This is a genomic window from Chryseobacterium defluvii, assembly GCF_014204415.1.
GTDB lineage: Bacteria > Bacteroidota > Bacteroidia > Flavobacteriales > Weeksellaceae > Chryseobacterium > Chryseobacterium defluvii_A.
This window is the reverse complement of record NZ_JACHLE010000001.1, coordinates 1,137,200-1,161,051: the sequence shown is the minus strand read 5'-3', so window position 1 is coordinate 1,161,051 and position 23,852 is coordinate 1,137,200. Positions and strand designations below refer to the sequence as shown.

At 37.1% G+C, this 23,852-nt stretch carries 21 protein-coding genes; 13 read left to right on the top strand and 8 right to left on the bottom strand.

Annotated features, from left to right (window positions below):
- Positions 1-15: 15 nt before the first annotated feature.
- From HNP38_RS05200 to gcvP, 8 genes are all read left to right on the top strand, one after another.
- Positions 16-444, top strand: a complete 429-nt coding sequence (locus HNP38_RS05200; RefSeq protein WP_184185496.1) for an SRPBCC domain-containing protein — start codon at positions 16-18, stop codon at positions 442-444.
- Positions 445-572: 128 nt separating this feature from the next.
- On the top strand, positions 573-1,019 hold the full coding sequence (locus HNP38_RS05195; protein ID WP_184185492.1) for an SRPBCC family protein: 447 nt from the start codon (positions 573-575) through the stop codon (positions 1,017-1,019).
- A gap of 148 nt (positions 1,020-1,167) precedes the next feature.
- Positions 1,168-1,626 carry a hypothetical protein gene (locus HNP38_RS05190; RefSeq protein WP_184185489.1) on the top strand — a complete coding sequence of 153 codons (459 nt, stop codon included), beginning with the start codon at positions 1,168-1,170 and terminating at the stop codon, positions 1,624-1,626.
- Between the two features lie 329 nt (positions 1,627-1,955).
- Positions 1,956-2,510, top strand: a complete 555-nt coding sequence (locus HNP38_RS05185; protein ID WP_184185486.1) for an RNA polymerase sigma factor — start codon at positions 1,956-1,958, stop codon at positions 2,508-2,510.
- A 12-nt stretch (positions 2,511-2,522) separates the two neighbouring features.
- The gene (locus HNP38_RS05180) at positions 2,523-2,861 is read left to right on the top strand and encodes a hypothetical protein (RefSeq protein WP_184185483.1); all 339 of its coding nucleotides are present in this window, start codon (positions 2,523-2,525) and stop codon (positions 2,859-2,861) included.
- 91 nt (positions 2,862-2,952) lie between these two features.
- Positions 2,953-3,213, top strand: coding sequence for a hypothetical protein (locus HNP38_RS05175; RefSeq protein ID WP_184185480.1), 261 nt, complete (start codon positions 2,953-2,955; stop codon positions 3,211-3,213).
- A gap of 610 nt (positions 3,214-3,823) precedes the next feature.
- Complete coding sequence (locus HNP38_RS05170) at positions 3,824-4,471, top strand: J domain-containing protein (protein WP_184185477.1); 648 nt, start codon at positions 3,824-3,826, stop codon at positions 4,469-4,471.
- A gap of 437 nt (positions 4,472-4,908) precedes the next feature.
- Positions 4,909-7,767 (top strand): aminomethyl-transferring glycine dehydrogenase, encoded by a 2,859-nt coding sequence (gene gcvP / locus HNP38_RS05165; RefSeq protein ID WP_184185474.1) that lies wholly within the window; start codon positions 4,909-4,911, stop codon positions 7,765-7,767.
- Between the two features lie 293 nt (positions 7,768-8,060).
- Here gcvP and HNP38_RS05160 read toward each other — a convergent pair whose 3' ends face one another.
- The 3 genes from HNP38_RS05160 to HNP38_RS05150 form a co-directional block, all read right to left on the bottom strand.
- Positions 8,061-9,020, bottom strand: coding sequence for a hypothetical protein (locus HNP38_RS05160; protein ID WP_184185471.1), 960 nt, complete (start codon positions 9,018-9,020; stop codon positions 8,061-8,063).
- 781 nt (positions 9,021-9,801) lie between these two features.
- Positions 9,802-10,626 carry a DUF4249 domain-containing protein gene (locus HNP38_RS05155; protein ID WP_184185468.1) on the bottom strand — a complete coding sequence of 275 codons (825 nt, stop codon included), beginning with the start codon at positions 10,624-10,626 and terminating at the stop codon, positions 9,802-9,804.
- A 17-nt stretch (positions 10,627-10,643) separates the two neighbouring features.
- Positions 10,644-13,016, bottom strand: a complete 2,373-nt coding sequence (locus tag HNP38_RS05150; protein ID WP_184185465.1) for a TonB-dependent receptor — start codon at positions 13,014-13,016, stop codon at positions 10,644-10,646.
- Positions 13,017-13,177: 161 nt separating this feature from the next.
- Here HNP38_RS05150 and HNP38_RS05145 point away from each other — a divergent pair, with 161 nt between their 5' ends.
- Both HNP38_RS05145 and HNP38_RS05140 read left to right on the top strand, forming a co-directional pair.
- Complete coding sequence (locus HNP38_RS05145) at positions 13,178-14,269, top strand: sensor histidine kinase (protein ID WP_228460940.1); 1,092 nt, start codon at positions 13,178-13,180, stop codon at positions 14,267-14,269.
- The gene (locus HNP38_RS05140; RefSeq protein ID WP_184185459.1) at positions 14,266-14,988 is read left to right on the top strand and encodes a LytR/AlgR family response regulator transcription factor; all 723 of its coding nucleotides are present in this window, start codon (positions 14,266-14,268) and stop codon (positions 14,986-14,988) included. Before HNP38_RS05145 ends, HNP38_RS05140 begins: the two co-directional genes overlap by 4 nt.
- Positions 14,989-15,025: 37 nt before the next feature.
- Here the strand turns inward: HNP38_RS05140 and HNP38_RS05135 are convergent, their stop codons facing one another.
- Positions 15,026-15,568, bottom strand: a complete 543-nt coding sequence (locus HNP38_RS05135; protein ID WP_184185456.1) for a hypothetical protein — start codon at positions 15,566-15,568, stop codon at positions 15,026-15,028.
- Positions 15,569-15,726: 158 nt separating this feature from the next.
- On the opposite strand from HNP38_RS05135, the gene HNP38_RS05130 reads away from it, so the two are divergent.
- Both HNP38_RS05130 and HNP38_RS05125 read left to right on the top strand, forming a co-directional pair.
- Complete coding sequence (locus HNP38_RS05130) at positions 15,727-17,082, top strand: deoxyguanosinetriphosphate triphosphohydrolase (RefSeq protein WP_184187587.1); 1,356 nt, start codon at positions 15,727-15,729, stop codon at positions 17,080-17,082.
- Positions 17,083-17,142: 60 nt separating this feature from the next.
- A complete protein-coding gene (locus HNP38_RS05125) occupies positions 17,143-18,081 on the top strand; it encodes an SPFH domain-containing protein (RefSeq protein WP_184185453.1) in 939 nt (312 codons plus the stop codon).
- Between the two features lie 41 nt (positions 18,082-18,122).
- On the opposite strand, the gene HNP38_RS05120 is transcribed toward HNP38_RS05125, so the two are convergent.
- The gene (locus HNP38_RS05120; RefSeq protein WP_184185450.1) at positions 18,123-18,353 is read right to left on the bottom strand and encodes a DUF4377 domain-containing protein; all 231 of its coding nucleotides are present in this window, start codon (positions 18,351-18,353) and stop codon (positions 18,123-18,125) included.
- Between the two features lie 266 nt (positions 18,354-18,619).
- Between HNP38_RS05120 and HNP38_RS05115 the strand changes: the two genes are divergently transcribed.
- Complete coding sequence (locus HNP38_RS05115) at positions 18,620-20,644, top strand: hypothetical protein (protein ID WP_184185447.1); 2,025 nt, start codon at positions 18,620-18,622, stop codon at positions 20,642-20,644.
- A gap of 471 nt (positions 20,645-21,115) precedes the next feature.
- Here the strand turns inward: HNP38_RS05115 and HNP38_RS05110 are convergent, their stop codons facing one another.
- From HNP38_RS05110 to HNP38_RS05100, 3 genes are read right to left on the bottom strand one after another with little or no spacing between them, the layout of a single operon-like run.
- Positions 21,116-21,430 carry a DUF962 domain-containing protein gene (locus HNP38_RS05110; RefSeq protein WP_184185444.1) on the bottom strand — a complete coding sequence of 105 codons (315 nt, stop codon included), beginning with the start codon at positions 21,428-21,430 and terminating at the stop codon, positions 21,116-21,118.
- Between the two features lie 2 nt (positions 21,431-21,432).
- Positions 21,433-22,047, bottom strand: a complete 615-nt coding sequence (locus HNP38_RS05105; protein ID WP_184185441.1) for a hypothetical protein — start codon at positions 22,045-22,047, stop codon at positions 21,433-21,435.
- A gap of 7 nt (positions 22,048-22,054) precedes the next feature.
- Positions 22,055-23,725: an APC family permease gene (locus HNP38_RS05100; protein WP_184185438.1), complete on the bottom strand. Its 1,671-nt coding sequence runs from the start codon at positions 23,723-23,725 to the stop codon at positions 22,055-22,057.
- Between the last annotated feature and the right edge of the window lie 127 nt (positions 23,726-23,852).

Sequence of the window (23,852 nt, the reverse complement as noted above, 5' to 3'; positions counted from 1 at the left end):
GATTTATTTAGAAATATGGAAACGTTATTTTTTGAAGTTCACATTAATGCATCTCCCGAAAAAGTGTGGAATGTGCTTTGGAACGACATTACGTACAGGCAGTGGACTACTGCTTTCACGGAAGGCTCTTTTTACCAGGGAAGCCTGGAGGAAGGGAGTATCGTGAAATTTTTTGACCCAGAGAATAACGGGATGTATAGCCGTGTAGAGAAAAATGTGCCTGACAGAGAAATGAAATTCCTGCATCTGGGAGAGATCTACGATGGTGTTGAGCAGCCACAGGATTGGGGTGAAGCCACCGAATCGTATATTTTAGAAGAAACGGAAGAAGGCACTCTTTTGAAAGGAGTAATCCAAACACCTGTTGAATTCAAAGGATTTTTTGAAGACAGGTTTCCAAAAGCATTGGGAATCGTGAAAAATCTTTCAGAAAACCAGCTTTAAATTAACTTTGATGTCATAAAAAAATAAGAATAGTATTAAAAAGCAAAAGCTTAATATTCTTAACAACTTAATGTGACCTTAATGGTTTATTTTTATTATTCTTTATTATCAAATTAAAATGTATTACAATGGAAACATTATCTTTTGAAACAGTGATCAATGCACCTTTACAAAAAGTATGGGATATTCTTTGGGGAGCTGAAACATACACTGAATGGACGAAATTTTTCAGTCCGGGATCGGAATCTAAAATGAAATCTGACTGGAAAGTAGGCGGAAAAACATACTTCCTTAATGCCAATGATGAAGGAATGGTCTCTACGATAGATAGTCTGGACGAGCCTAATCAGATTGTTTTTAAACATCTGGGAATGGTAAGCAACGGAGTAGAAGATACCCAAAGCAAAGAAGTGATGGAGTGGAGCGGTTCCTTTGAAAAGTACTTTCTGACCGATCTGGACGGAAAAACGAAGCTTCACGCAGAAGTGCAGATAGATAAAGCTTGGGAAGAGCATATGAATACCGGCTTTATAAAAGGTTTTGAAGTGATAAAGGAACTGGCTGAAAAAAAATAATTAGAGAGAGTATTTATTAACCACAGATTACACGGATTTTCACAGATAGTATGGTATTTTATTGAGAAAGAAATAAACATGTAAACTTATTAATTTCAAGCAAAATAAAAACCTGCCTGGTCTGCACAATCTGCGAGATATATTACATATGAAGTTATTGATAATCCTTTTCGGCGCCTTTATTCTGGCTTTGCTGGGGACAAAAGTATTACAGGGGAGCTGGAATTTTTTATTCCCGGGCAATCTCGGAATGGCGGTCTTCATTATTTTCACCGGCTTTTCCCATTTTAAATTTCAGAAAGGAATGGCCATGATGATTCCGGATTTTATTCCTGCTAAAATGTTTTGGGTATATGCCACGGGAATCATTGAAATTGCAGCAGGAATCGGACTGATGATCCCCTCGATCCGGGAGACCACTGCTATCTTGCTGATTATTTTTTACCTTTTGGTTTTTGTAGCTAATATCAATTCATCAAAGAAAAATATCAATATATTTAAGGCAGATTATACCGGTCCCGGAATGGAATATCTTTATAAGGAAAGGATTCCGATGCAGATCATTTTAATTGCATGGACGTGGTATTTCGGTATTTATTTGAATTAAAAACTGACAAATTTTCAGAAAAAATAAAACGGAAAGTATTTTGCTTTCCGTTTCTTGTAAATATAGGTGCTGTCATTCAGAATGAAGCACAACGTAGTTAAGAATCTCTTTATTTTATAAATATCTGATCAGGTTCCTGGCAATTTAAAATTTGAACCATGAAGATTTAATTAGTAATTTAGATTCTTCAGGAACTACGTTCGCAAAACTTTGTTTTGTGTACAGAATGACAAGCAAAATCAGCCTTAAATAAAAATATTTTAAATTTATTAAAGTAAAAACAAAAGGCCGATCGTCATAGCAATATGGAGATCGTCGAAAAAATAATAATGCCACAACAGGAAAAGGAAAATATCATTTCGCAGACCGTTTCTAAATACGGCGGGAAACTGATGTCCTATATCCGTCCCAAAGTAAAAAATACGGAGGATGCGGAAGATATTCTGCAGGAAGTGTGGTATCAGTTCAGCAGCCTTACCAATCTTTCGGAGATTGTGAATGTCGGGGGCTGGCTGTATCGGGTTACGGCCAATAAGATCACAGACCGTTACCGTAAAAAGAAAACAGAGAATCTTGAGGATTTTGTATATGAAGATGAGGATGGTGATTTTTCTATCAAAGATATTTTGCTTATGGATGAAAGCGCCGGACCGGAAGTGAAGATGTTTCAGGATGAGATCTGGAAAAAGCTCTTTGAAGCCCTCGAAGAACTTCCTGAAAAGCAGAGGCTGGTTTACGTTGAAAACGAATTAAATGACAGAACGCTCCAGGAAATAGCCGATGAACAGGGCGAAAATATTAAAACTATCATCAGCAGGAAAAATTATGCTGTGAAGCATTTAAGGAACAGATTAAGAAAGTTATACGAAGATTTAAACAGTTAGAAAGAAGATATTATGAATAACAAATACAAAAAAGCCTGGCCTCTTTTAATCCTATGCCCGCCATTGATCTTTTTAGCGGTTACATGGATCGTGATGTGGCTTTGGAATGCTTTACTTCCCGAAATCCTTGGGGTAAAATCCATTACATTCTGGCAGGCAATGGGAATATTGGTGCTAAGTAAGATCCTTTTTGGAGGTTTCCATGGTAAATTTGGAAGAGGAGTACGGGATTTTAAAGAAAGAAAAATGATGGAGAAAATGGATAAACTGTCTCCTGAGGAGAGAGAAAAATTTAAGGAAGTATGGAGAAAGAGATGTGCAGGAGGATTCTTCAACAGAAACAACGAATGATCTGAAATTTTTAAAGAAGTAGTAAAGTAAAATTAAATTTCATTCGTCTATATAAAAAAACAAGAAGTAGTAAAATTTAAAATTTTGAAAAATGAAAAATTCAGCATTAAAAGGTGCTTTGGGAGCACTGGCCGTTGTAGGAGTAGCTTTAGCTGCTAAAAAAGTAGGACAAAGAAAAAAATTCATGAAAGGTATATTTGATGAATATGGAATTAAAGAAAGATCGCCTTTCGGCCTTGCAGATAAGATCCGGGAAATGAATGAGGAGCAGTATCAGGAAATGAAAGGAAAATTTAAAAAGAAATTCAATTCAAGATGCTGCAATAAGAAAAACGAAAGTTTTGAAGCATAATCAGACTATTAAACTCAATTGAAATTGTTAGCTCCGGCGCGGGAAGCAAAGCTTCCCGCGCCGGAGCCTTTTTATACAACATCAATGCCCTTATGTCGAACAAAATCCTGAAAATATTTTTATAGGTATTCTATTTTAGCATTCTTTTTAACACCCTCTGCCATTCCATTCTGAACACAAAACAAAGTTTTGCGAACGTAGTTCCTGAAGAATCTAAAACTTAATAATCTGAATTACTTATTTCAATCTTAATGGCTCATACTTTCAATATCGGAGACTTTAGCAATTATATGCCAGAATAGAGATCCTTCACTACACTTCTGAACTACACTCGTAAGTCTTCAATTTATATTCGGAATGATAAATACAGTATAAATAGATCTTATTAAAGATTGCATGCTAAATAAAACCTGTGATTTTGTCCGGAATGGCAATTTTATCCAATCTTCGCTAAGTGGAACGCCTTTGTGCTCTTCAAAAACAGTAAAAAACTTTAAATTTTTCTGCACCCTTTGCGTTTAAAAAGCATACTAAATGACAAGTATTCTAACCATTTTAGCAACAAATAAAAATAAATTCGAAAAATAAATCCTTATTTTTGCAGGGTTACATGAAAGACTACTACTATTTCCTGGGAATTTCTCATGATGCTTCGGAAGAAGACATCAAAAAGGCATATAGAAAGCTGTCTTTAAAATACCATCCGGATAAAAACGGAAATGATGATTTCTTTGCCGATCGTTTCCGTGAAATTCAGGAAGCTTATGAGGTCTTGACGGATTCGGTCAGAAAAAAGGCTTACGATCAGAATTTAGAAAGCCATCAGAAAAATTTCAGATACAATCTTCCGCCCCTGATCAAAACCTTTACGGCTAATAAAATCCATGCCAAAAAAGGGGAAGAAATCATCATCAATTGGCAGACTCACAACGCTGATGTAGTGAAAGTCCTGCCTTTCGGTCTGGAAAAAGCGTATGGTGAAAGAATATTTAAGATTACCGAGTTTAGAGACGGAAAATTCCAGATCCTGCTTCATGCAACTAATTCATTACTGCATAAGACTGTTGTCAGAGGAATTACAATCACGGAGGTTTTTGAAAATGATACGGAGAAATTCAGGAATAATGTGGAAGATCTGTTCAAATCTCAGCGTAGAACTGTTGCCAACCCACATGGCCAGCCGAAAATTATGAGAATATTTCTGGCCGTAGTACTGCTTATACTGGCCATTTATTTTCTGGTCAAAAGCTTTAATTAGACTAAGCTAATTTTTTTCTTCCGGGACACTTTTTACACCTTTTCCCTTTCTTGAACTTCTTACAGCAAGACTTTTTCTCGCAGTATAGGTCTTCATTATTGAAAGCAAATACAGGCGTTAATGGGGGTACTTTGAAAGGAACGATCATATTCATGCTACAAATATATTAATTTAGAATAAATATAATTAATAAATTTTTGAAAAATATTTAAAAGCTGATTATCAGCATGTTTTATTGTTAAAGCCGGGTATGTTTTACAGCTTCAGAAAACAGGATAAGATTTTGGAACTTATCCGGTAAAACAGTTTATATTGCTGATCTCAATGTGGGGCATTAAAATCATCTGTGAATTATCTGCTGTTTACACTTGTTGTACAATCCCTTAAAAAATTGTATTTTTACCCATCTTTTTTACAAACAAAATCTAATAAAAAAAATGAATACAGAACAGTTTGTGAATCGCCACATTTCCCTTAATGAAGCCGATAAACAGGCGATGTTGGAAAAAGTTGGCGTTTCAAGTATTGAAGAGTTGATTTCTCAGACCATCCCATCTTCTATCCGTTTAGAAAAAGACCTTGAAATTTCAGAACCCCTTTCAGAATACGAAATGCTGAATCACTCGAAAGAATTAGCATCGAAAAATACTGAGTTTACAAGCTATATCGGTTTTGGATATTACAATACGCTTTTACCATCGGCTATTCAGAGAAATATTTTTGAAAATCCGAGCTGGTATACGGCTTATACCCCTTACCAGGCGGAAATAGCACAGGGAAGACTGGAAGCTCTTCTTAATTTCCAGACTGTTGTATGCGATCTTACAGGTTTTGCATTAGCTAATGCATCTCTGCTGGATGAATCTACGGCTGCTGCTGAAGCAATGCATATGTTCCTCAACAACAGGACTAAAGACCAGAAGAAAAACGGAGCCAATAAATTCTTTGTCTCCGAATTGGTTCTGCCTCAGACCGTATCAGTTTTAAAAACGAAAGCAGAAGGGCTGGAAATCGAAATTGTAACAGGAGATCACAGGACCCACCAGTTTGATGCTTCTTATTATGGAGTATTGTTACAATATCCCGGTAAAAACGGTATCGTTTTAGATTATACGGAAGATATCGCCGGATATAAAGGGTTGGATCTTCAGGTGGTAGTAGCCTGTGACCCGATGGCTTTGGTTAAGCTGAAATCCCCGGCATCGATGGGTGCTGACTGTGCTGTGGGAACGACCCAGAGATTTGGTATTCCAATGGGATACGGCGGGCCCCATGCGGCATTCTTTGCCTGCAGGGAAGAGTATAAAAGAGACATTCCGGGAAGAATTATCGGGGTTTCTCAGGATATGTACGGGAAACGTGCATTGAGAATGGCTCTACAGACAAGAGAGCAGCACATCAAGAGAGAAAAAGCGACCTCAAATATATGTACGGCTCAGGTTCTTTTGGCGGTAATGGCAGGGATGTATGCGGTTTATCACGGCCCGAAAGGATTGAATTATATAGCTGATCAGATCCACTTTAAAGCAAATGCTTTACGTAACGGCCTTAAAGCTTTAGGATATAACACCGCAGAAGAGCCCATCTTTGATACGGTGAAAATCTTAATGAGTGAGGATGAAAAAGGAAGATTAGGAAGAATGATGAGAGATCACAAGCTTAATCTGAACTATTTCACAGAAGGTGTTGTAAGCATTGCGATCAACGAAAGTACAACGCTGGAGAAACTGAACTATCTGATGACTTCATTTGCCCAGTTTAAAGATAAGCAGGCTTTCAAATTGGAAATAAAAGAAGCCTACAATATTCCTGCAGATATCTTAAGAAAAGACGAAATTCTTACGGAAGAAGTATTCAATAAATACCATACGGAAACAGAATTGATGCGTTACATCAAGCGTCTGGAAAGAAAAGACTTGTCACTGACGCATTCAATGATCTCTCTTGGTTCCTGTACCATGAAACTGAACGCAGCAACTCAAATGCTCCCGCTTTCCTGGGATCATTGGGGAAGTGTACATCCATTTGTACCGGTAGATCAGGCAACCGGGTATCAGGAAATGATCCGTGAGCTGGAAAAAGATCTTGCTGAGATCACAGGTTTTGCAGGAACTTCATTGCAGCCGAACTCTGGCGCACAGGGAGAATATGCAGGATTAATGGTGATCAGGGAATATCACATTTCAAGAGGAGAAGGCCACAGAAATGTAGTATTGATCCCTCAATCTGCGCACGGAACCAATCCTGCTTCCGCAGCAATGGCGGGAATGAAGATCGTGGTAGTGAAGAACCTTGAAAACGGGGAAATCGATTTCGAAGACCTGAAAGCCAAAACGGAAGAACATTCTGTGAACTTATCCTGTGTGATGATCACATATCCGTCTACTTACGGTTTCTTCGATGCCAATATTAAAGAAATTACCAACCTTATTCACCAGCACGGAGGACAGGTCTATATGGATGGAGCCAATATGAACGCTCAGGTTGGATTTACAAGTCCGGGTAACATCGGGGCAGATGTTTGCCACCTTAATCTTCACAAAACTTTCGCCATTCCTCACGGAGGAGGTGGCCCCGGAGTTGGCCCTATCTGTGTGGCTAAACACCTGGTTCCTTTCCTTCCTACGAATGCAAATATCAGAATCGGGACTAAAGAAGCTATTGAAGGAATTTCTGCCGCACCATACGGCTCAGGGCTGATCCTGAATATTTCTTATGCCTATATTAAAATGCTGGGAACTTCAGGCCTGAAAAAAGCCACAGAACATGCCATTTTAAATGCCAATTATTTAAAAGAGATACTGGCAGAGCATTTCCCGATCTTATACTCAAATGAGAACGGAAGAGTGGCCCACGAATGTATTGTAGATTTCCGTCAGTTCAAATCATTAGGAATTGAGGTCGCTGATGTAGCGAAGAGATTAATGGACTATGGTTTCCATGCGCCTACGGTTTCTTTCCCGGTAGCCGGAACATTAATGATCGAACCTACAGAATCTGAAAGCAAGGCAGAAATCGATCGTTTTGCAGATGCACTGATCTCTATCAAAAAAGAGATTGATGAAATTGCCAACGGTGAAGCCGATGCAACCAATAATGTTTTGAAAAATGCTCCGCATACGGAACAACTGGTGATTTCTGATTCCTGGGATAAGCCATACAGCAGGGAAAAAGCAGCTTATCCGCTGGAGTGGGTAAGGGAACACAAATTTTTTGCTTCCGTTTCAAGAGTAGATGAAGCTTATGGGGACAGAAATCTGGTTTGTACCTGTGAGCCGATTGAGGCTTATATGTAATAGAATAGCTAATTTTTAGATATAATGAATCCCTTTCAGTTTTGAGAGGGATTTTGCTTTGTGTTGCAGAGAGAAGGATTGTTGATTGATCAACATTTTCGGACTTTGCTTTCGAGTGGTTTTCGAAGCACAAAATTTCAAATTATTTACTAAATTTCATTTATGAATTTAATCTTAAGTTTGCACTTAAACTCGTTTTATAGTTAGCTTAGATTTTTATATGAACGAATAGTTTAGTTTTGTCAGATCAATCATTAGCAATTATTTTGATTAAAGACTTAATAATTCCTTTTTTAGAAGATACAATCTTCGGTCCTGTTAACTGGCCTTTCATCAAATATGACTTCTAAATTTCCGGCTTTGCCAATCTTTCTAAAGCCGGTGATGGTAAACGTTCTTTTTTCAATAGGTATAAATTTGGAAATAGGTGAACTATAATTCTTGATACTACCTTTACCTTTACTATCATTCCACTTATAGTCGGCAAGTAATTTTCCGTCAATTTGAATAGTTACTGTATACGGAATGATATTATTTTTTATAATCTTTTGTAGCTTAACAAAAGCTTTTTTCTCCGCAGGAATTTCAATTTCAACAACTCTTGAATTATTTGTGACTACAGAGTTTTTTGTTAACCATTCATCTGGTGTACTAAAAACGATTCTTTGAATAATATGGTTAGGAGTTGCTGGGATATCTACTTTAAAGGCAATCTCTTTTGAAGATTTAAAATAGTTGTTTTTATGAAATATAACAGATTCATTTGCTATATTTTTCAATTCAAGTGTCTCCTTCCATTGTCGAGGTGTTGAAGCACAATTTGCCTGTTGATAAATATCAAAATAGCGTTCGGTAAAATCCTCTCTTTGACTAATATTGTCCCATACAATATTAAAACTTGAAATCTCAAGCTTCTCAATCCTTACATTATAGCCCTTTAAAGTTCTACCAGCTCCCCAAGCTACATACTCTACCAAATTGCCTTTCACTTGATTTAAGATTATATTGTCTATATCAATAGGATTAGTGATACCTGTACTTTTTAAACTGTCTTGAATAGCTAATACTCGATTGAGGTCTGTAGTAGTTAATAGCTTTGCTTTGTTAAAGGGCTTGCTTGTCATTATATTCTTTAGATTTTGAATATTATTCGAACTATCACTAATAGAGTTCTTATCCGTTTTTTTTTCTGATTCATTTAAGCAGGAATTTAAGAGTAGAGCTAAAAGTAGAAAAGGAATATTTTTTTTCATGTTTATACAATATTTACTTTTTTTGCTTTAATTGGGCTTTCACCATTGGTTAGAATACTCAAATTGAGGCATTATTAATACAAATTATATTTTCCTAAAATTAATAAATATCTAATAAAAAACAATTACTAATTAAAATACTTTAATAAAATTAATGTTTTTCAATAAATAAAAAATCCGCCTATAAAAAGCGGATGTATATAATTTAAGATTTGTTACTTTAATAAGTGGTTTTTATGTTTTTATTGCCCTTTTACTCCCAATGAGTAAAAGAGCGGAAATCTGAAGGTTCAGATTAAAAACATAATACAATACAATTGAGTTGTGGAAATTTTAGTTAGTTCTTTCTCTTCTGATTGTTGCGAAATAAGAAGCAAATACTACTAAACATGTTGCGATTCCGATGTAAGTTACCATTTTGTTTAATTTTTAAATTATTTGATATATTTTGTTAATTTGATAATGCAAATTTATGCCTTTTATTTGATATTCCAAACTTAAAATTATGATGTATATCAGGTGTTTGTGGGGTTTTTGTGTTAAATTTTCGTAATGTTTTATTTATATTCATTTAATGTGTTTTTGTTAATTTATTAATGCATTAATTGTGTTGTATGTAAAATTTTGAAAAATTCACAAAGTTTTGAATACTTCCATATTGGACCTGAAAATCCAAAAAAGAAGAAATGGAATGCATAACATCATTATACATTCCATTTCTTTATGATAAAATTTTAAACAAAAATGGATTTCTGTATTAAGAAAATTCTTAAAATCTACATTATTGAATGGTATAACTCTTAACGGCTACCTCCGATAACCTGAAATACCCATAAACAGAATTTTTGCTGTTGGTCTGATTCAAAATATTGCCCCGGACAGCAGTAGGTGTTGTTGGAAACGGGCTGTCATCATTGCCGGATGCAGATAGCAGCTTTCTGAAGTAATCAAAATATCTTTTAGAAATTCCATATAGCTTTATATGAATTACATCTCCGGCTTTAAGGTCTTTATGCGAATAAAACATGGGGGTTAGGTTTCCCTGGTTGTTTTCATCATCTTCCGCCTGGTATTGGGGAAATGCTACGAGATGAGTTGTAATGCGGTTCAGGTAATAGTTTTCCTGAGCGCCGTTATCCTGATAATAATAGGTGATCTCCACCTCATCTCCAGCCATTCCTCCGGAATTGTTCTGCTCTATAGTATCTTCAATATCAGGGACACTCATTAATTTTTCTTCGGCTTTATAAGTTTCGCCGTTTAAAAGAATGGTCAATGTATAAGTTTCCCCGATCACGGGTTCAAAATTGGAGCAGATATATTCTCCTTTCTTATCCGGATTTTCTATAAAACTAAAGACCGCATTTGCCGAATTGGTTACAACGATATTCGCTCCCGAAACAGTAGGAAATTCACTGCTGTAATATCCTGTTGTAGTGGATAATCTGATCTTCTGGTCTTTCCCTATCGTCCCTTTTTCCCAATCTATAGAGGCATCTACTACCAATTCAGGTTCTGCTTTATCCAGATCGACTTCCACCACATCTTCACAGGCTATTAAAAATAATCCCATTGCTATGATCATAAATTTTTTAAATATTTTCATCGTATTTATTTTAGAAATTAGAATTTAAAATTGTAGGTTACACTCGGGATGATCCCAAATATTGACATCCTTCTTACCTCGCTCTGCCCCGAATCCGGATTTTGCCCGAAAGTGAATGATGCCGCATTGCTTCGGTTATACACATTATAAATGCTGAAAACCCATTCACTGTGCCATTTTTTTTTCTTATCCGGCTTTGGAGTATACGTTGCGGATAGATCCAGGTGATGATAGGCAGGAAGCGAATTTTCATTTCTTGATCCATAACTGGCAATAGTAATGTCCTGATACTGGTATTTTCCATTCGGGAATGTTGCTGCTTTTCCCGATTGAAAAGTAAAGATCCCTCCAAAAGACCATTTTTTACTGAACTGATAGGCTGCAGTAAGGGAAAAATTGTGCATTTTATCATAATTGGCACGGTACCATTCTCTGTTATTGATCCCTGGCTCATCGGCATTTCTGCCCGGTGTTCTTTGCTCTGCCCTGGATAAGGTATAAGAAAGCCAGCCTGTTAATTTCCCGCTGTTTTTCCTTGCCATGACTTCCAAGCCGTATGCACGCGCTTCACCGTTAAGGAGTACCCGTTCGATCGCTTTGTTGGCAATGAGTTCGGCACCATCGATATAATCGGCCTTATTTTTTATTTTCTTGTAAAAAGCTTCTACTTCCAATGAGTACTTCCCATTCTTAAAATTCTGAAAATAACCAAGTGCTGCCTGATCCAGTATCTCAGGCTTTAAATACTGATCACTCGGTGCCCAGATATCAAGAGGAGAAACGGAAGCCGTATTGGATATCAAATGAATGTACTGGCTCATCCGGTTATAGCTTGCCTTAACAGACTGATTGTCGTTTAAAGAATAAGCAACAGCCAGCCGGGGCTCCAGATTTCCAAATCCAAAGATCTTTTTATTTTTATCATATGATATGCTTCCTGTAGGTGAAGCTTCCTCATAGATCTGTAATTCAGGATTGAAAATAACGGGCTGATCATTGGCATAAGTGTTTACCCTTTCATTGCCTAACCGTTGAAAATTACTGTAACGGAGTCCATAGTTAAGGGAAAGTTTTTCCGAAATTTTTTGTTCTGCACTGATGTATAATGCATTTTCGAAAGCATATTTTTTCGCGATCTGATCAGGATTAATGCTCGAAGAAGCATCAAAAGGATTGATGGTGCCGGGATTGAACTGATAATAAATGGAATTTAATCCATAGCTCAGATTAAGTTTATTGGATAAATAATGTTTGAAATCATATTTGAAATTGTAATTTTTGATCTCTGATTTCCAGTCGATCCCTACAAATTTTAACCGCAGCCCGTAATTGTAGTCACTGTATATGACGGATGCATTGGAAAACAACTTATCTGAAAATATATGATTCCATCTTATGTTGAGAAGGGAATTGCCATACGTATTGATAAAGCTGTCATTGAAATTCATATTGTCATTCCCTAAATATCCTGATAAAAAAATGCTGTTCTTATCATTAAGCCTGTAATTTAGCTTGGCATTCAGATCGTAAAAGTAGGCGGAATTGGGTTCTTTAGCCAGTTTCATGATGAGATGTGCATACGATGCCCTTCCAGCGACAACAAAAGAGCTTTTTTCTTTTACAATGGGGCCTTCAACTAATAAACGGCTTGAGATTGCACCAATTCCTCCGGTTGCATGATATTCCTTATTATTCCCTTCCTTCTGGTAAATATCCAGTACAGAAGATATTCTGCCTCCGTAATTCGCGGGAATGCCTCCTTTATACAATTTAAGATCCTTAATGACATCGGAATTGAAAACAGAAAAGAAACCGAATAAATGAGAAGTATTATATACCACCGCTTCATCCAGTAAGACGAGATTTCCGTCTACCGATCCGCCCCTTACATTAAATCCTGATGATCCTTCCTGTGCATTGGCCACTCCGGGAAGCTGCAGTATAGATTTTAAAACATCCACTTCGCCCATTACCGCAGGCATTTTTTTGATGGTAGCTATTGAAAGCTTATTCACACTCATTTCAGGTTTGCGGATATTGGCTTTTGTGCTGGTCGCTTTCAGGACAACTTCCTCTATTGCTTTGCTTTTTTCAGCCAATACAATATTCTTTTTCGTGTTTTCAGTCAATGAGATCTTTTCCTCTACATTGTCAAAACCGGTATTACTGATAATAAGAGTGTAATCTCCTTTGGGCAGGGTAATGGAGTAGAACCCGTAAGAATTGGTGGTAATATAAGTATTCGCCTCCGGAATACTGATGCTTGCCCCAATAAGGGTCTCATTACTCGCTTCGTTAGCAATAGTGCCGCTTAAGGTAACTTTTTCCTGGGAATACGCCATGGTTGTAAGCGTGACAAACAAGGGCAGATACAATTTTTTATGGATCATTTTAAAAGTTTGGATTAATTATAGAATCTGGAGCGAAACTATTGTTTTATGGAGTTGCCTTTTTCTCAATTATACCAAACAGATCATTTTTTATATCAAACGGTCATTAGCTACTACTAAAAATAAACCCTTATTTCGGGATCAGCTAAACGATTTCTTTTTTGTATAAAAAAAATAAGCTTTCGTATAAAATACGATTTGAAGCGTTTTTAAGTTTTAAATTTGTCTCATATACTTATCAGGCGATGGATGAAGCTCTGCAAAAACAACATATTAATGAGAACCGCTTGTTCCAGTTTTTAATTTCTTCCCGGTACAGGCTGTTCCGGCATTTGCTGCTGATCATTTTTATTGGAGCTATATTATTTAACAGTGCTTCGGAAATTGCGGAACCCGCTTTGACTTTACTGCTGTTTTTGCTTTTATTTTATACCAATATGTACTGGCTGGTCCCGAAACTGCTGTTTAGGAATAAATATGCTTTATATGCTATATCTGTTTTGATCATCATTGCCATATCAGCAGTCGGCTGTTATTTCTTTAATTCGCTTTCGGATGAAAATGACCTGAATATTCCCCTTTTTTCTTCCCTTATCATTGTACTTATTTCCGCCTCTTCGTCCATAAAATTATTTCAGAAATGGGTAGTGGATAAGCAACTGATCGATGAGCTGGAAAGATCAAAAACCTTGGCAGAGCTGGAACAGCTCAAGAACCAGATTAATCCGCATTTTCTGTTCAATATGCTTAATAATGCCAATGTACTCACCAAAAAAGATCCTGAAAAAGCTTCGCATGTTTTAATGAAATTGAGTGATCTGCTTCGGTATCAGTTATATGACAGTACAAGAGAAAAAGTTTTGCTAACTTCGGATATCCATTTTCTGGAAGATTTTTTAAATCTGGAGAAAGTAAGGCGTGACAGTTTTGATTTTGTGATCTCTAAAGAAGGTAACCTGAATGGTATTCAGATTCCGCCGCTGTTATTTATTTCGTTTGTGGAGAATGCCGTCAAGCATAATAATGATTCTGCAAAGTCATCCTATGTCAATCTGTTTTTTAATGTCAGGGATCATGAGATTTTCTTTCAATGCATCAATTCCAAGCCTGTTCAGAAAGCAGTTAACAATTCCGGGGGATTAGGATTGGTCAATATCAGGAGAAGGCTGGAGCTGTTATTTCCGCAGTCCCATTTTTTAAAGATTGAAGATAAAAAAGAAACGTATTGTGTAACTTTAACCATAAAATTATGAACTGTATAATTGTTGATGACGAGCCTTTAGCAAGAGAAGCCATCCGGATGCTGATCGACCGGGCCGATGATCTGAATTTAGCCGGAGATTTTAATGGTGCGGATTCTGCGGCTCATTTTATGATGAATAATACAGTTGACCTGGTGTTTCTCGATATCCAGATGCCGGGCATCAACGGAATTGAGTTTGCCAGAAATATTCCTAAAGAAACCTTTGTGATATTTACCACCGCATTTTCTGAATTTGCGATAGACAGCTATGAAGTGGATGCTATTGATTACCTAATAAAACCAATAAAACTGGAACGTTTCCGGAAAGGGGTAGAAAAAGCCCGTACTTACCTGAAGCTTTTCAAAACGGAAAACCCCGGCAATCCCATTGAAAATATTACGGATGATCACTTTTTCGTAAAGGCAGACCGAAAAATGTTTAAGGTATATTTTAATCATATCCTTTTTATTGAAGGCTTAAAGGATTATGTAGTGATCCATACGGAAAATCAGAAAGTAATTACCGCAATGAATATTAAAACCATTCAGGATCAGCTGCCAAAGAATAGGTTTGTAAGAGTAAGCAAATCCTATATTATTAATGCCAGGCACATTGAATCTGTTGATAATAACACGGTATTTATCGGAAAAAATGAAATTCCGATAGGGAATGTTTACAGGGACTTCTTTTTTAATGAGTTCGTGATCAATAAAATTGTCAGCAGGTAATTTCAGTAATATGGATCCTGACCCATTCATGAAACTTTTATGTGTGCAGGCTTTTGAACATCTCAATATACTTTTCCTTGAACATTTTTTCAGCATTTTCAGGGAAACGGAAGCCATCAGGCCCTACATAAATCTGCTTTGTTTTAATGTCCTTTTCCACCAGTCTTGTCTGATTATATTTGGTAAGCCATACATCAAAATGCTCTACAAGCCGGGATGCTTCATCCAGTAATTCGGGAGGTAAATAATGCCCCTTTTCGATTAATAGATCCCGGATATGCTTATTGGAGTCATAAATGACCTCGTCTTCATAATAAGGATCATAGTCTTTGATTCCGGAATATTTGTTTTTAAAACCCAGAGAAGTCCTGTTGAGGTGAAGATAAACCTGGCCCAATAATTCAACCGTATTTTTCCTCCATTCGAAATGTGCATTGTCTTTTTGGGCGAGATTATCAAATTCCCTTTTGATAAGGGCATTCTGTCTTTCCGTCTTTTTATGGAAGTAATAAACAATAATGGAGGTCAGCAGGGTGGTTATAATGGAACTTCCCAGTATTTGTTTCATTAATTCTGACATGATATTGATTTTTGGTTATTAGTTACACTAAGTTAGGAGAAAAAGGAGAAAAATTTTTCAGGTATTTTACGGATAATGGCTCCGTTTAAAGAACAGCTTTAAAAAATAAAACGGTTTAGTTTTCTCACAATCAAAATTTGAAGTAATTTTGAAAAATGATGAATCTAAACCAGATCTTTACCAATCAGCGTACAGGCAATAATCCCCATACCATAGCTTCAAGGACGGATTTTCAGAGAGATTTTGACAGGATCATTTTCTCTTCTGCTTTCAGGAGGCTGCAAAACAAAACCCAGGTTTTTCCTCTTCCGGGAAGTGTTTTCGTACATAACAGGCTGACGCATTCTTTGGAAGTTTCATCGGTGGGAAGGAGCCTGGGAAGCATTATCGGAGAATTTATTTTTGAAAATTTTCAAAACGATCTTACAGAAGACTCTAAAAATTTCTACCTTCATAACCTTGGAAATGTAATTGCAGCGGCATGTTTGTGCCATGATGTGGGGAATCCGGCCTTCGGACACTCCGGGGAAGATGCCATTGCCAGCTACTTTGAGAAGAATGAAAATGACCTGAAACCTAAATTTTCAGAGAAAGAGTGGGCCGATCTGGTCAATTTTGAAGGGAATGCCAATGCTATAAGGGTTCTTGCCCATCAACAGCAGGGAAAAGATGAAGGCGGGATCCAGCTTACCATGACCACACTGGCAAGCATTGCCAAATATCCGTGTGAGGCCATCGCCAAGAAAAAGGGCATTATCCATAGGAAAAAGTTCGGATTTTTCCAGAATGAAAAAGACATATTTTTAGATATTGCCAAAGGAACAAAGCTGATCGCAGAAAATGAAGATCCTTATATATTTAAGAGACATCCGTTTGTATGGCTTGTAGAAGCCGCAGATGATATCTGCTATAATATTATCGATATGGAAGATGCCCACAGGCTGGGTATTGTTTCCACATCCGATTGTGAAAATTTGTTTTTCGAGCTGGTGAAGTCAGAAAGCAATGATGTTCAGCGGGTAAAAAACAAGCTGGCCTCTATTGATAATGATAACGAAAGAATTTCTTATTTAAGGGCCAAAGTCATTAATGCCCTGATCAATAAATCAATTGACATTTACAGGCAGAATTTTAAAACCATTCTTCACGGAAATCTGGAGAAAGCGCTGCTGGATATTTATAAATCTGAGAATAAGACATTACAGGATATAGAAAGCTTTTCCATTGAAAAAATATACGGGCATAAAGCCGTTGTTGAAATTGAAAATGCAGGCTATAATGTAATGTATGAACTATTGGATCATTTTATTCCGTCTATCCTGAAATCCAAAGAAGAAAGGAAATCCTATGATAAGATGGCTTTAAAGCTGCTTCCGAAACAATTTGTCTATGAAAACGGGACTGATTATCAGAAAGTACTGGGAGTTATAGACTTTGTTTCCGGGATGACAGACAACTATGCAACGGATCTTTACAGGAAAATAAAAGGAATTGATATAGGAATGACGGTTTAGTTTGCAAATAAAGTAGTATATTTATATCAAAACATAAATACTTATTCAAAAAATTAAACTATGACACCTTTTTTATTAGGACCCATTATTTTTTTCGGCCTTATCATCTTATTTGCCTCTTTCTTTATTGTAAAACAGGAAACGGCCGCTATTATTGAACGTTTTGGAAAATTCCACTCGGTAAGACATTCCGGGCTTCATCTTAAAATCCCGATCATTGACCAGATCTCTAAAAGAATGAATCTCAGGATCCAGCAGCTGGATGTGATGATCGATACCAAAACGCTGGATAATGTATTCATTAAAATGAAAATCTCCGTTCAGTATCAGGTGATCAGAACCCAGGTTGGGGATGCCTATTATCGTCTGGAAAATCCACAGGATCAGATCACTTCCTATGTATTTGATGTTGTGAGGGCAGAGGTTCCTAAACTGAAGCTGGATGATGTATTTGTTAAAAAAGATGATATAGCGGTTGCTGTAAAAGGTGAATTGCAGGAAGCAATGCAAAGCTACGGATATGATATCATTAAAGCATTGGTAACAGATATAGACCCTGATGAGCAGGTAAAGCATGCCATGAATAGGATCAATGCAGCAGAAAGAGAGAAAACCGCTGCCGAATATGAATCCGAAGCCCAAAGAATCAGAATTGTGGCTGTAGCAAAAGCCGAAGCGGAATCTAAAAAACTACAGGGACAAGGGATTGCAGATCAGAGAAGAGAAATAGCCAAAGGTCTTGAGGAATCCGTAAGAATGCTGAACAATGTAGATATCAATTCTCACGAAGCATCGGCTTTAATTGTGGTTACTCAACATTATGATACCCTGCATTCAGTAGGGGCCAATAACAGAAGTAATCTTGTGCTTCTGCCAAATTCCCCCACAGCAGCGAGTAATATGCTGAATGATCTCGTAGTGGCCATGACTGCCGCCAATACGGTAGGGGAGACCACCAAAGGTAAGTATGCACCACCACCGAAAGACCATGAACATTAAGATTTTTCACATAGTAAAAGCTCCCAGACCTCCGGGAGCTTTTATTTTTGTGTTCTGGAAACCTGTTTTACCAGAATATATCTTATAGAAGATCCGTCAGCCGGAGGATCTGCGATCTTCGCCGTTTTAACTTTTAAAACATATTCATAGCCCGATTCATATGTAATTCCCTCAATATTGCTGTAAAAATTGGTCCAGATATCTGCCGGTTTTCTTTTACCTGAAGGCATTTCATGGGAATCACACCGTACAATCTCCCATTTCTGACCCAACGATAAATGTTTTCTCTTTTATGCCTGATGATGCATGGGATGAAGCTGTACATTGTACAATTAAAAATAAAATTAAGGCGGGAATGATGTTTTTTAGAAGCGGGCAGATGCTTTTCATAATGTCGGGTTAATCTCATTCGTGATAATTACTGTGCCGAAATCTATCTGTGCATGTTGCGTAGTATAGTGGTTTTACTCTTGTTTTTTAGTTTTTTATTACCTAATTTGAACGCCTCAAGTTTAAACCAAAATCATAAATATATAGTATGGATAACCCAATTCAAATTGAAAATTACAGTATCCGGCCGCCTGAAACATGGGCAGGAAGTGTAGATGACCAACAGCTGATAGAGAGAATAAAGGAATCTGATTTTTCGGAGAGGCAGATCAATGAAGGCAGAGACTACTGCTATTTCCTGGATAAAATTTATTATACAAGCAATATAGAAAACAGCGAATATGTCTGTATGGCCTATACCTTGAATGAACCCTCCAACCTGGAGAGAGCTTCAGTAATGGATGTGGTGGTTGAAGAAAATGAAATGTACGGGATACACCGGATCAGTGTTTTAAGAGAAGGAGTATTAATAGATAAAATCCCGGATACCAGGATTAAGGTGCTGGATAATGAAAACCAGAGTGGTGGTGGAATCTTAAGCAGTACAAAAAAGATCAATATTACCATAAAGGATTTAAGGCTGTATGATGTTCTGATTCTTGAAGATTCCAGGGTAAAAACCTTCACGGAGCGTGATTTTTTAAGGAAGGAATTTTCCCGATATGTATGGGTAAGTCCAGACAATTACTGGGCGTACGGAAATTATAAGTTCACCTTCATTAATGACCGTAATGAACCGATTGCATATAAAAAAACATTTTTCAGGGATGAGATGGGGAATGTACTGGAGCCGGAGACCAATTATCTAAAGAAAGGGAAGAAATTCATTATTGAAGAAAAAAACTATATCAATCCTGTGGATGCCAACCGCGAAATTTTCCCTTTTATAGACTTTGCCACCAGCAGCAACTGGAAAGACCTTTCCAATTATATAGCCCCTATTTATGAAGAAATATATGGCAATGCCTCTCTGAAGGATTTTGCTCCCAATCTGGTTGAAAAACTGGATGCAATAGCTGATCAGGATGAGAAGCTTCAGTTTGCTATTGAATATGTTCAGAACAATATCTACTATATCTTCAATGCAGATGAAATGAATGGTCACAGGCCGCAGGAACCATCCGTTACTTATCAGAACAAGCAGGGAGACTGTAAAGCAAAATCTGTCCTTTTAAAAGTGATCCTGGATTATATAGGTATTGATTCGTCTATTGTTCTTGTGAATTTTAATACAGATTTTTATATTAAATACTATCTTCCGTCGTTGCTTACCTTTAATCATGCTATTGTAAAGGTCAGCTATAAAGGAGAAATATATTTTATAGATGCAACCATTCGTGATGAATTCGGACTGATTGAGAACAGAGGGTTTATTTATTTCATGCATTATCTGGAAGTGAAATCGGACCAGGAACTGAAGGAAAGAAAAGCATATCGGTTCCCTTATTACTGTATTGATGAAAAAGTAGAATTCCATGCCCGAGGCACTACGGGAGACTTAAAGCTTACCACTACCTATAAAGGAAACCGTGCCAATGCCATGAGAAGGTATTTCAGGAATACCAATAAACGGGAGATCGTGGACAGCTGGAATAATTTCCTTTTTTATGGCCTGAATTACTCTAATGACAGGAACGGGACCGATATCAGGAATATTTTTAAAGATGCCTCAATAGATATCATAAGTGATGATAAAAAACTGAATGAATTCAGAATCCAATATCATGCAGCGGTGGAAAATCCTTATTATACAGATCCTAAAAATAATCGATTCCTGATGTATTTTGACCGGAATGTGGTAAAAGCAAGTGCAAGGGATTTTATACACGAAGACCTTCCGTTCTGGCACAATTTCGACAGCGAAAAATATGAAGTTCACCTTTATACTGATCAGAAAATAGATACGGAAGAAAAATACACGGTTCAGGAAAGCACGATCAGTAATCCCTATTTCAATTATACGAGCCGTAAGAAGATTACCAAAAATGGAGCTACAGTCTATATAGATTATAAGCCTTTGGTGAATCTTGAAATTCCCCGTAATGATTTTGAAGCATTCAGGGAAGCGCACCACATGATTGCGGATAGTAACTTTGGGTTAGGGATTGATATTATTGAACCGGGCCTGATGAATATGCTTAAGTTCAGCCTGAAGAAAAAGTTTAATAAGTAGGAGGGCCTTTGGGGATTTCGGGCGGAGGGGGCAAAGCCCCTCCGCCCGAAATCCCCAAAGGTACGGAAGACTTAAGTTGTAATTGTACGTCATAGATTTATATGAAATAACAATGTTTGATAATACTTAATGTAGTGTTGTTTAAAGTAGCCCATTCACGGAGTTATGTCATTCCGCAGGAAACCTAACGAAGTGATTCGACGAAGTCAATCTCATCCGTCAGTTTTTAAAATCTCATTTGGATTCCTACGGAATGACAAGGAGTATGCTTAAGTATATTAATAAAATAGTATTTAAAACCAATTCTCAAAGTCTGTCATTCCGTAGGAATCTCACCTGTCAATTTTTAAAGTGTCTTGTTTGGATTCCTACGGAATGACAATACCATACGCTTATATAAACTTATAGATGCATTAAGCTTTCCAGTGAAGCCGGTACACTCAAAGTTTTTGTGACTTTTGTGGTTAAACCTTAATTTCCGCTGAACTTCTGCTTTCCAATCAATAGTTCAAAAAACAACCTGAAATCAGAGATCAGCGACCACAATGGATATTTAAATGTAGCCGGTTTATTCCTTTCGATCAATGCATGGCTGATCCAGGCAAAACCATACCCGAATATCGGTACATACCATAAAAATCTTTCTTTTCCTGAGCTGATCACATATCCGATCACAACGAATACAAGCAGTGTTCCGATAAAATGAAAGATTCTAGTTCCTGTTTTACTGTGTTCCGTGAGATAGAATTGATAAAATTCGCGGAATGTTTTTATTCTTTCGGACATGGTTAATAATTTAAAGTTCCGATCATAAAAGTTTGGGAAGCATTTAATGCCTGTGAATTTTTAGTCAGTTCCTTTACTACACCTTTATTTTTAATGTAGCTGGAATGAATAAAATAAGTGTCACTGTTTTCCCGGGTAATAAAGCCCGTATGAAAATCCAATCCAGCGATATATACCTGATTTTTATCTTTATTTAAAATATATTTTTCTAAATCTTCCCTTTTACTGAAATATTTTACATCCTTACAGAGCTTTTTGATCATTACAGATGAAGCCTGCTGTGCCAGATAGACCCTGTTGATATCAAAACCATAATCCGAAAGGATATTGGTTACAAAATATCCGCAGGCAATGGTTCCTTTTCGGGGTTCTCTTGAGGTTCCGGCAAATGACCAGGGCGTGTGTATCCAGTATTGAGGAACGTCATAATTAATGAATTTAAAAAAATATTCTTCTTTTTCTTTTCCTGTTTTTTTCTGTACGGATGATATAAACTCTTTATAAGGCGGCATTGTTTTATCAACATGGCTGGCAGAAACAGTCCCATTCTTGCTTTTTTCATCAGCTTTTTTACAGCCGGCTGAAATGAGAAGCAATAAAAAGAAAAAATATTTCATAGAAAAATTAACCTTTTCTAAGCTTGCTGTTTCTGTAACCATAGCAGAAATAGATTACCAAACCTATAGCAAACCACAGTCCAAACCAGAACCAGTTATCATGGCTCATCCCCGTAAGAAGATACAAACACGAGCTTAAGCCGATCAAAGGGATCAGTGAAAGGTTCCTTACAAAAGCCAGAACACAAAGAACCAGATTGACAAGGATAAAGAAGAAAATAGAAGCTCTGAATTCGCCTTCTTTCGGATCACTCCAATTCATCAGATCTTTGAAAAAATCCGGCTGATAGAAATAAAAACCGATCAATCCTCCGATGAAAATAGCAGGAAATATGATCTTACCATTTACATACGGAAGATGAAATCTTCCCTTGATCTTTTCCTTGGCAGGAAGAAGCAGAACACCTGCACAAACCAAAACAAAAGCGAAAATAGTCCCAATACTGGTGAAATCCAAAATAAAAGATTTATCGGTAAATAAGATCGGAACCCCTACCACGATACCTGTGATGATCGTAGCAAAAGAAGGCGTTTTATATTTCGGATGTACTTCCTGGAACTTCTGGGGCATTAATCCGTCACGGCTCATTGCGTACCAGATTCTTGGCTGTCCCATCTGGAAAACCAATAATACAGTAGTAATTGCAACAATGGCCACAAAAGAAACAATAAGCTCCATCCAGGCTACATTGGCATTTCCTTTTTCAAAGATGAATGAAAGCGGGTCACCCACACCGTCAAACTTCCTGTAATCCACCATCCCCGTTAAAACCAGTGTTAAGGCAATATAAATGAAGGTGCAAAGCACCAGAGAAATGATCATTCCTTTAGGTAGTGTTTTCTGCGGGTCTTTGGTTTCCTCGGAAAGCACACTTAATGCATCAAAACCGATATAAGCAAAGAAAACCCCGGAAACGGCACTCATAACCCCGGCAAAACCATTAGGCATAAAAGATGAAACCCCGGTTTCAGGATTGGTAGGAGTCCAGTTACTGTCATTTATATAAGCAAAGCCAACTAAAATCACCAGAACAATGACAGCCAGTTTTAAAATAACCAAAGCATTATTGAAATTCTTGCTTTCCTTTACTCCTATATAACAAAGCCATGTAATCAGGCCGTTAATAACCAAAGCAGGAATGTCCACAATGAATTTTAAACTGCCAATCAAAGGAGCTGAGTTCCATGCATTGAGCAGTTCTTTATTTTCAGAACCATTCAGGAACGCTTTTTTAGCTTCCGTATAACTGCAGGTCAGATAATCAGGGATATGCATTCCCAGACGCTCGAGAAAACTTGTAAAATAGTCCGACCACGAAAAGGCTACATAAATATTCCCGAAGGAATATTCCATAATCAGCGCCCAGCCAATGATCCACGCGATCAGCTCTCCGAAGCTGGCATAAGCATAAGTATAAGCTGAACCTGCTGCGGGGATCCTGCTGGCAAATTCAGCGTAGCATAAGGCCGTGAAACCACAGGCAAAGCCACATATCAAATATAGTAAGATAACTCCGGGACCTCCTCTGAAAACAGCCTCTCCCAGGCTGCTGAAACTTCCTGCCCCTATAATGGCCGCAATACCAAAAAAAACGATGTCCCAAACACCCAGAACCCTTAAAAGATTAGTAGATGTATCCGTTTCTGAATAATTTTTTCTCCTGAAAAGCTGATTCATTCAAGTCTATATTTGAGTTGTAAAAAAACAAATGTAATTATTTCTGTGAAATAATTAAGATTTTCTTAATATTTCTTCTGGGAAAGTTAATAAGTATTAAAAAATAATCCACATACTAACAATATGT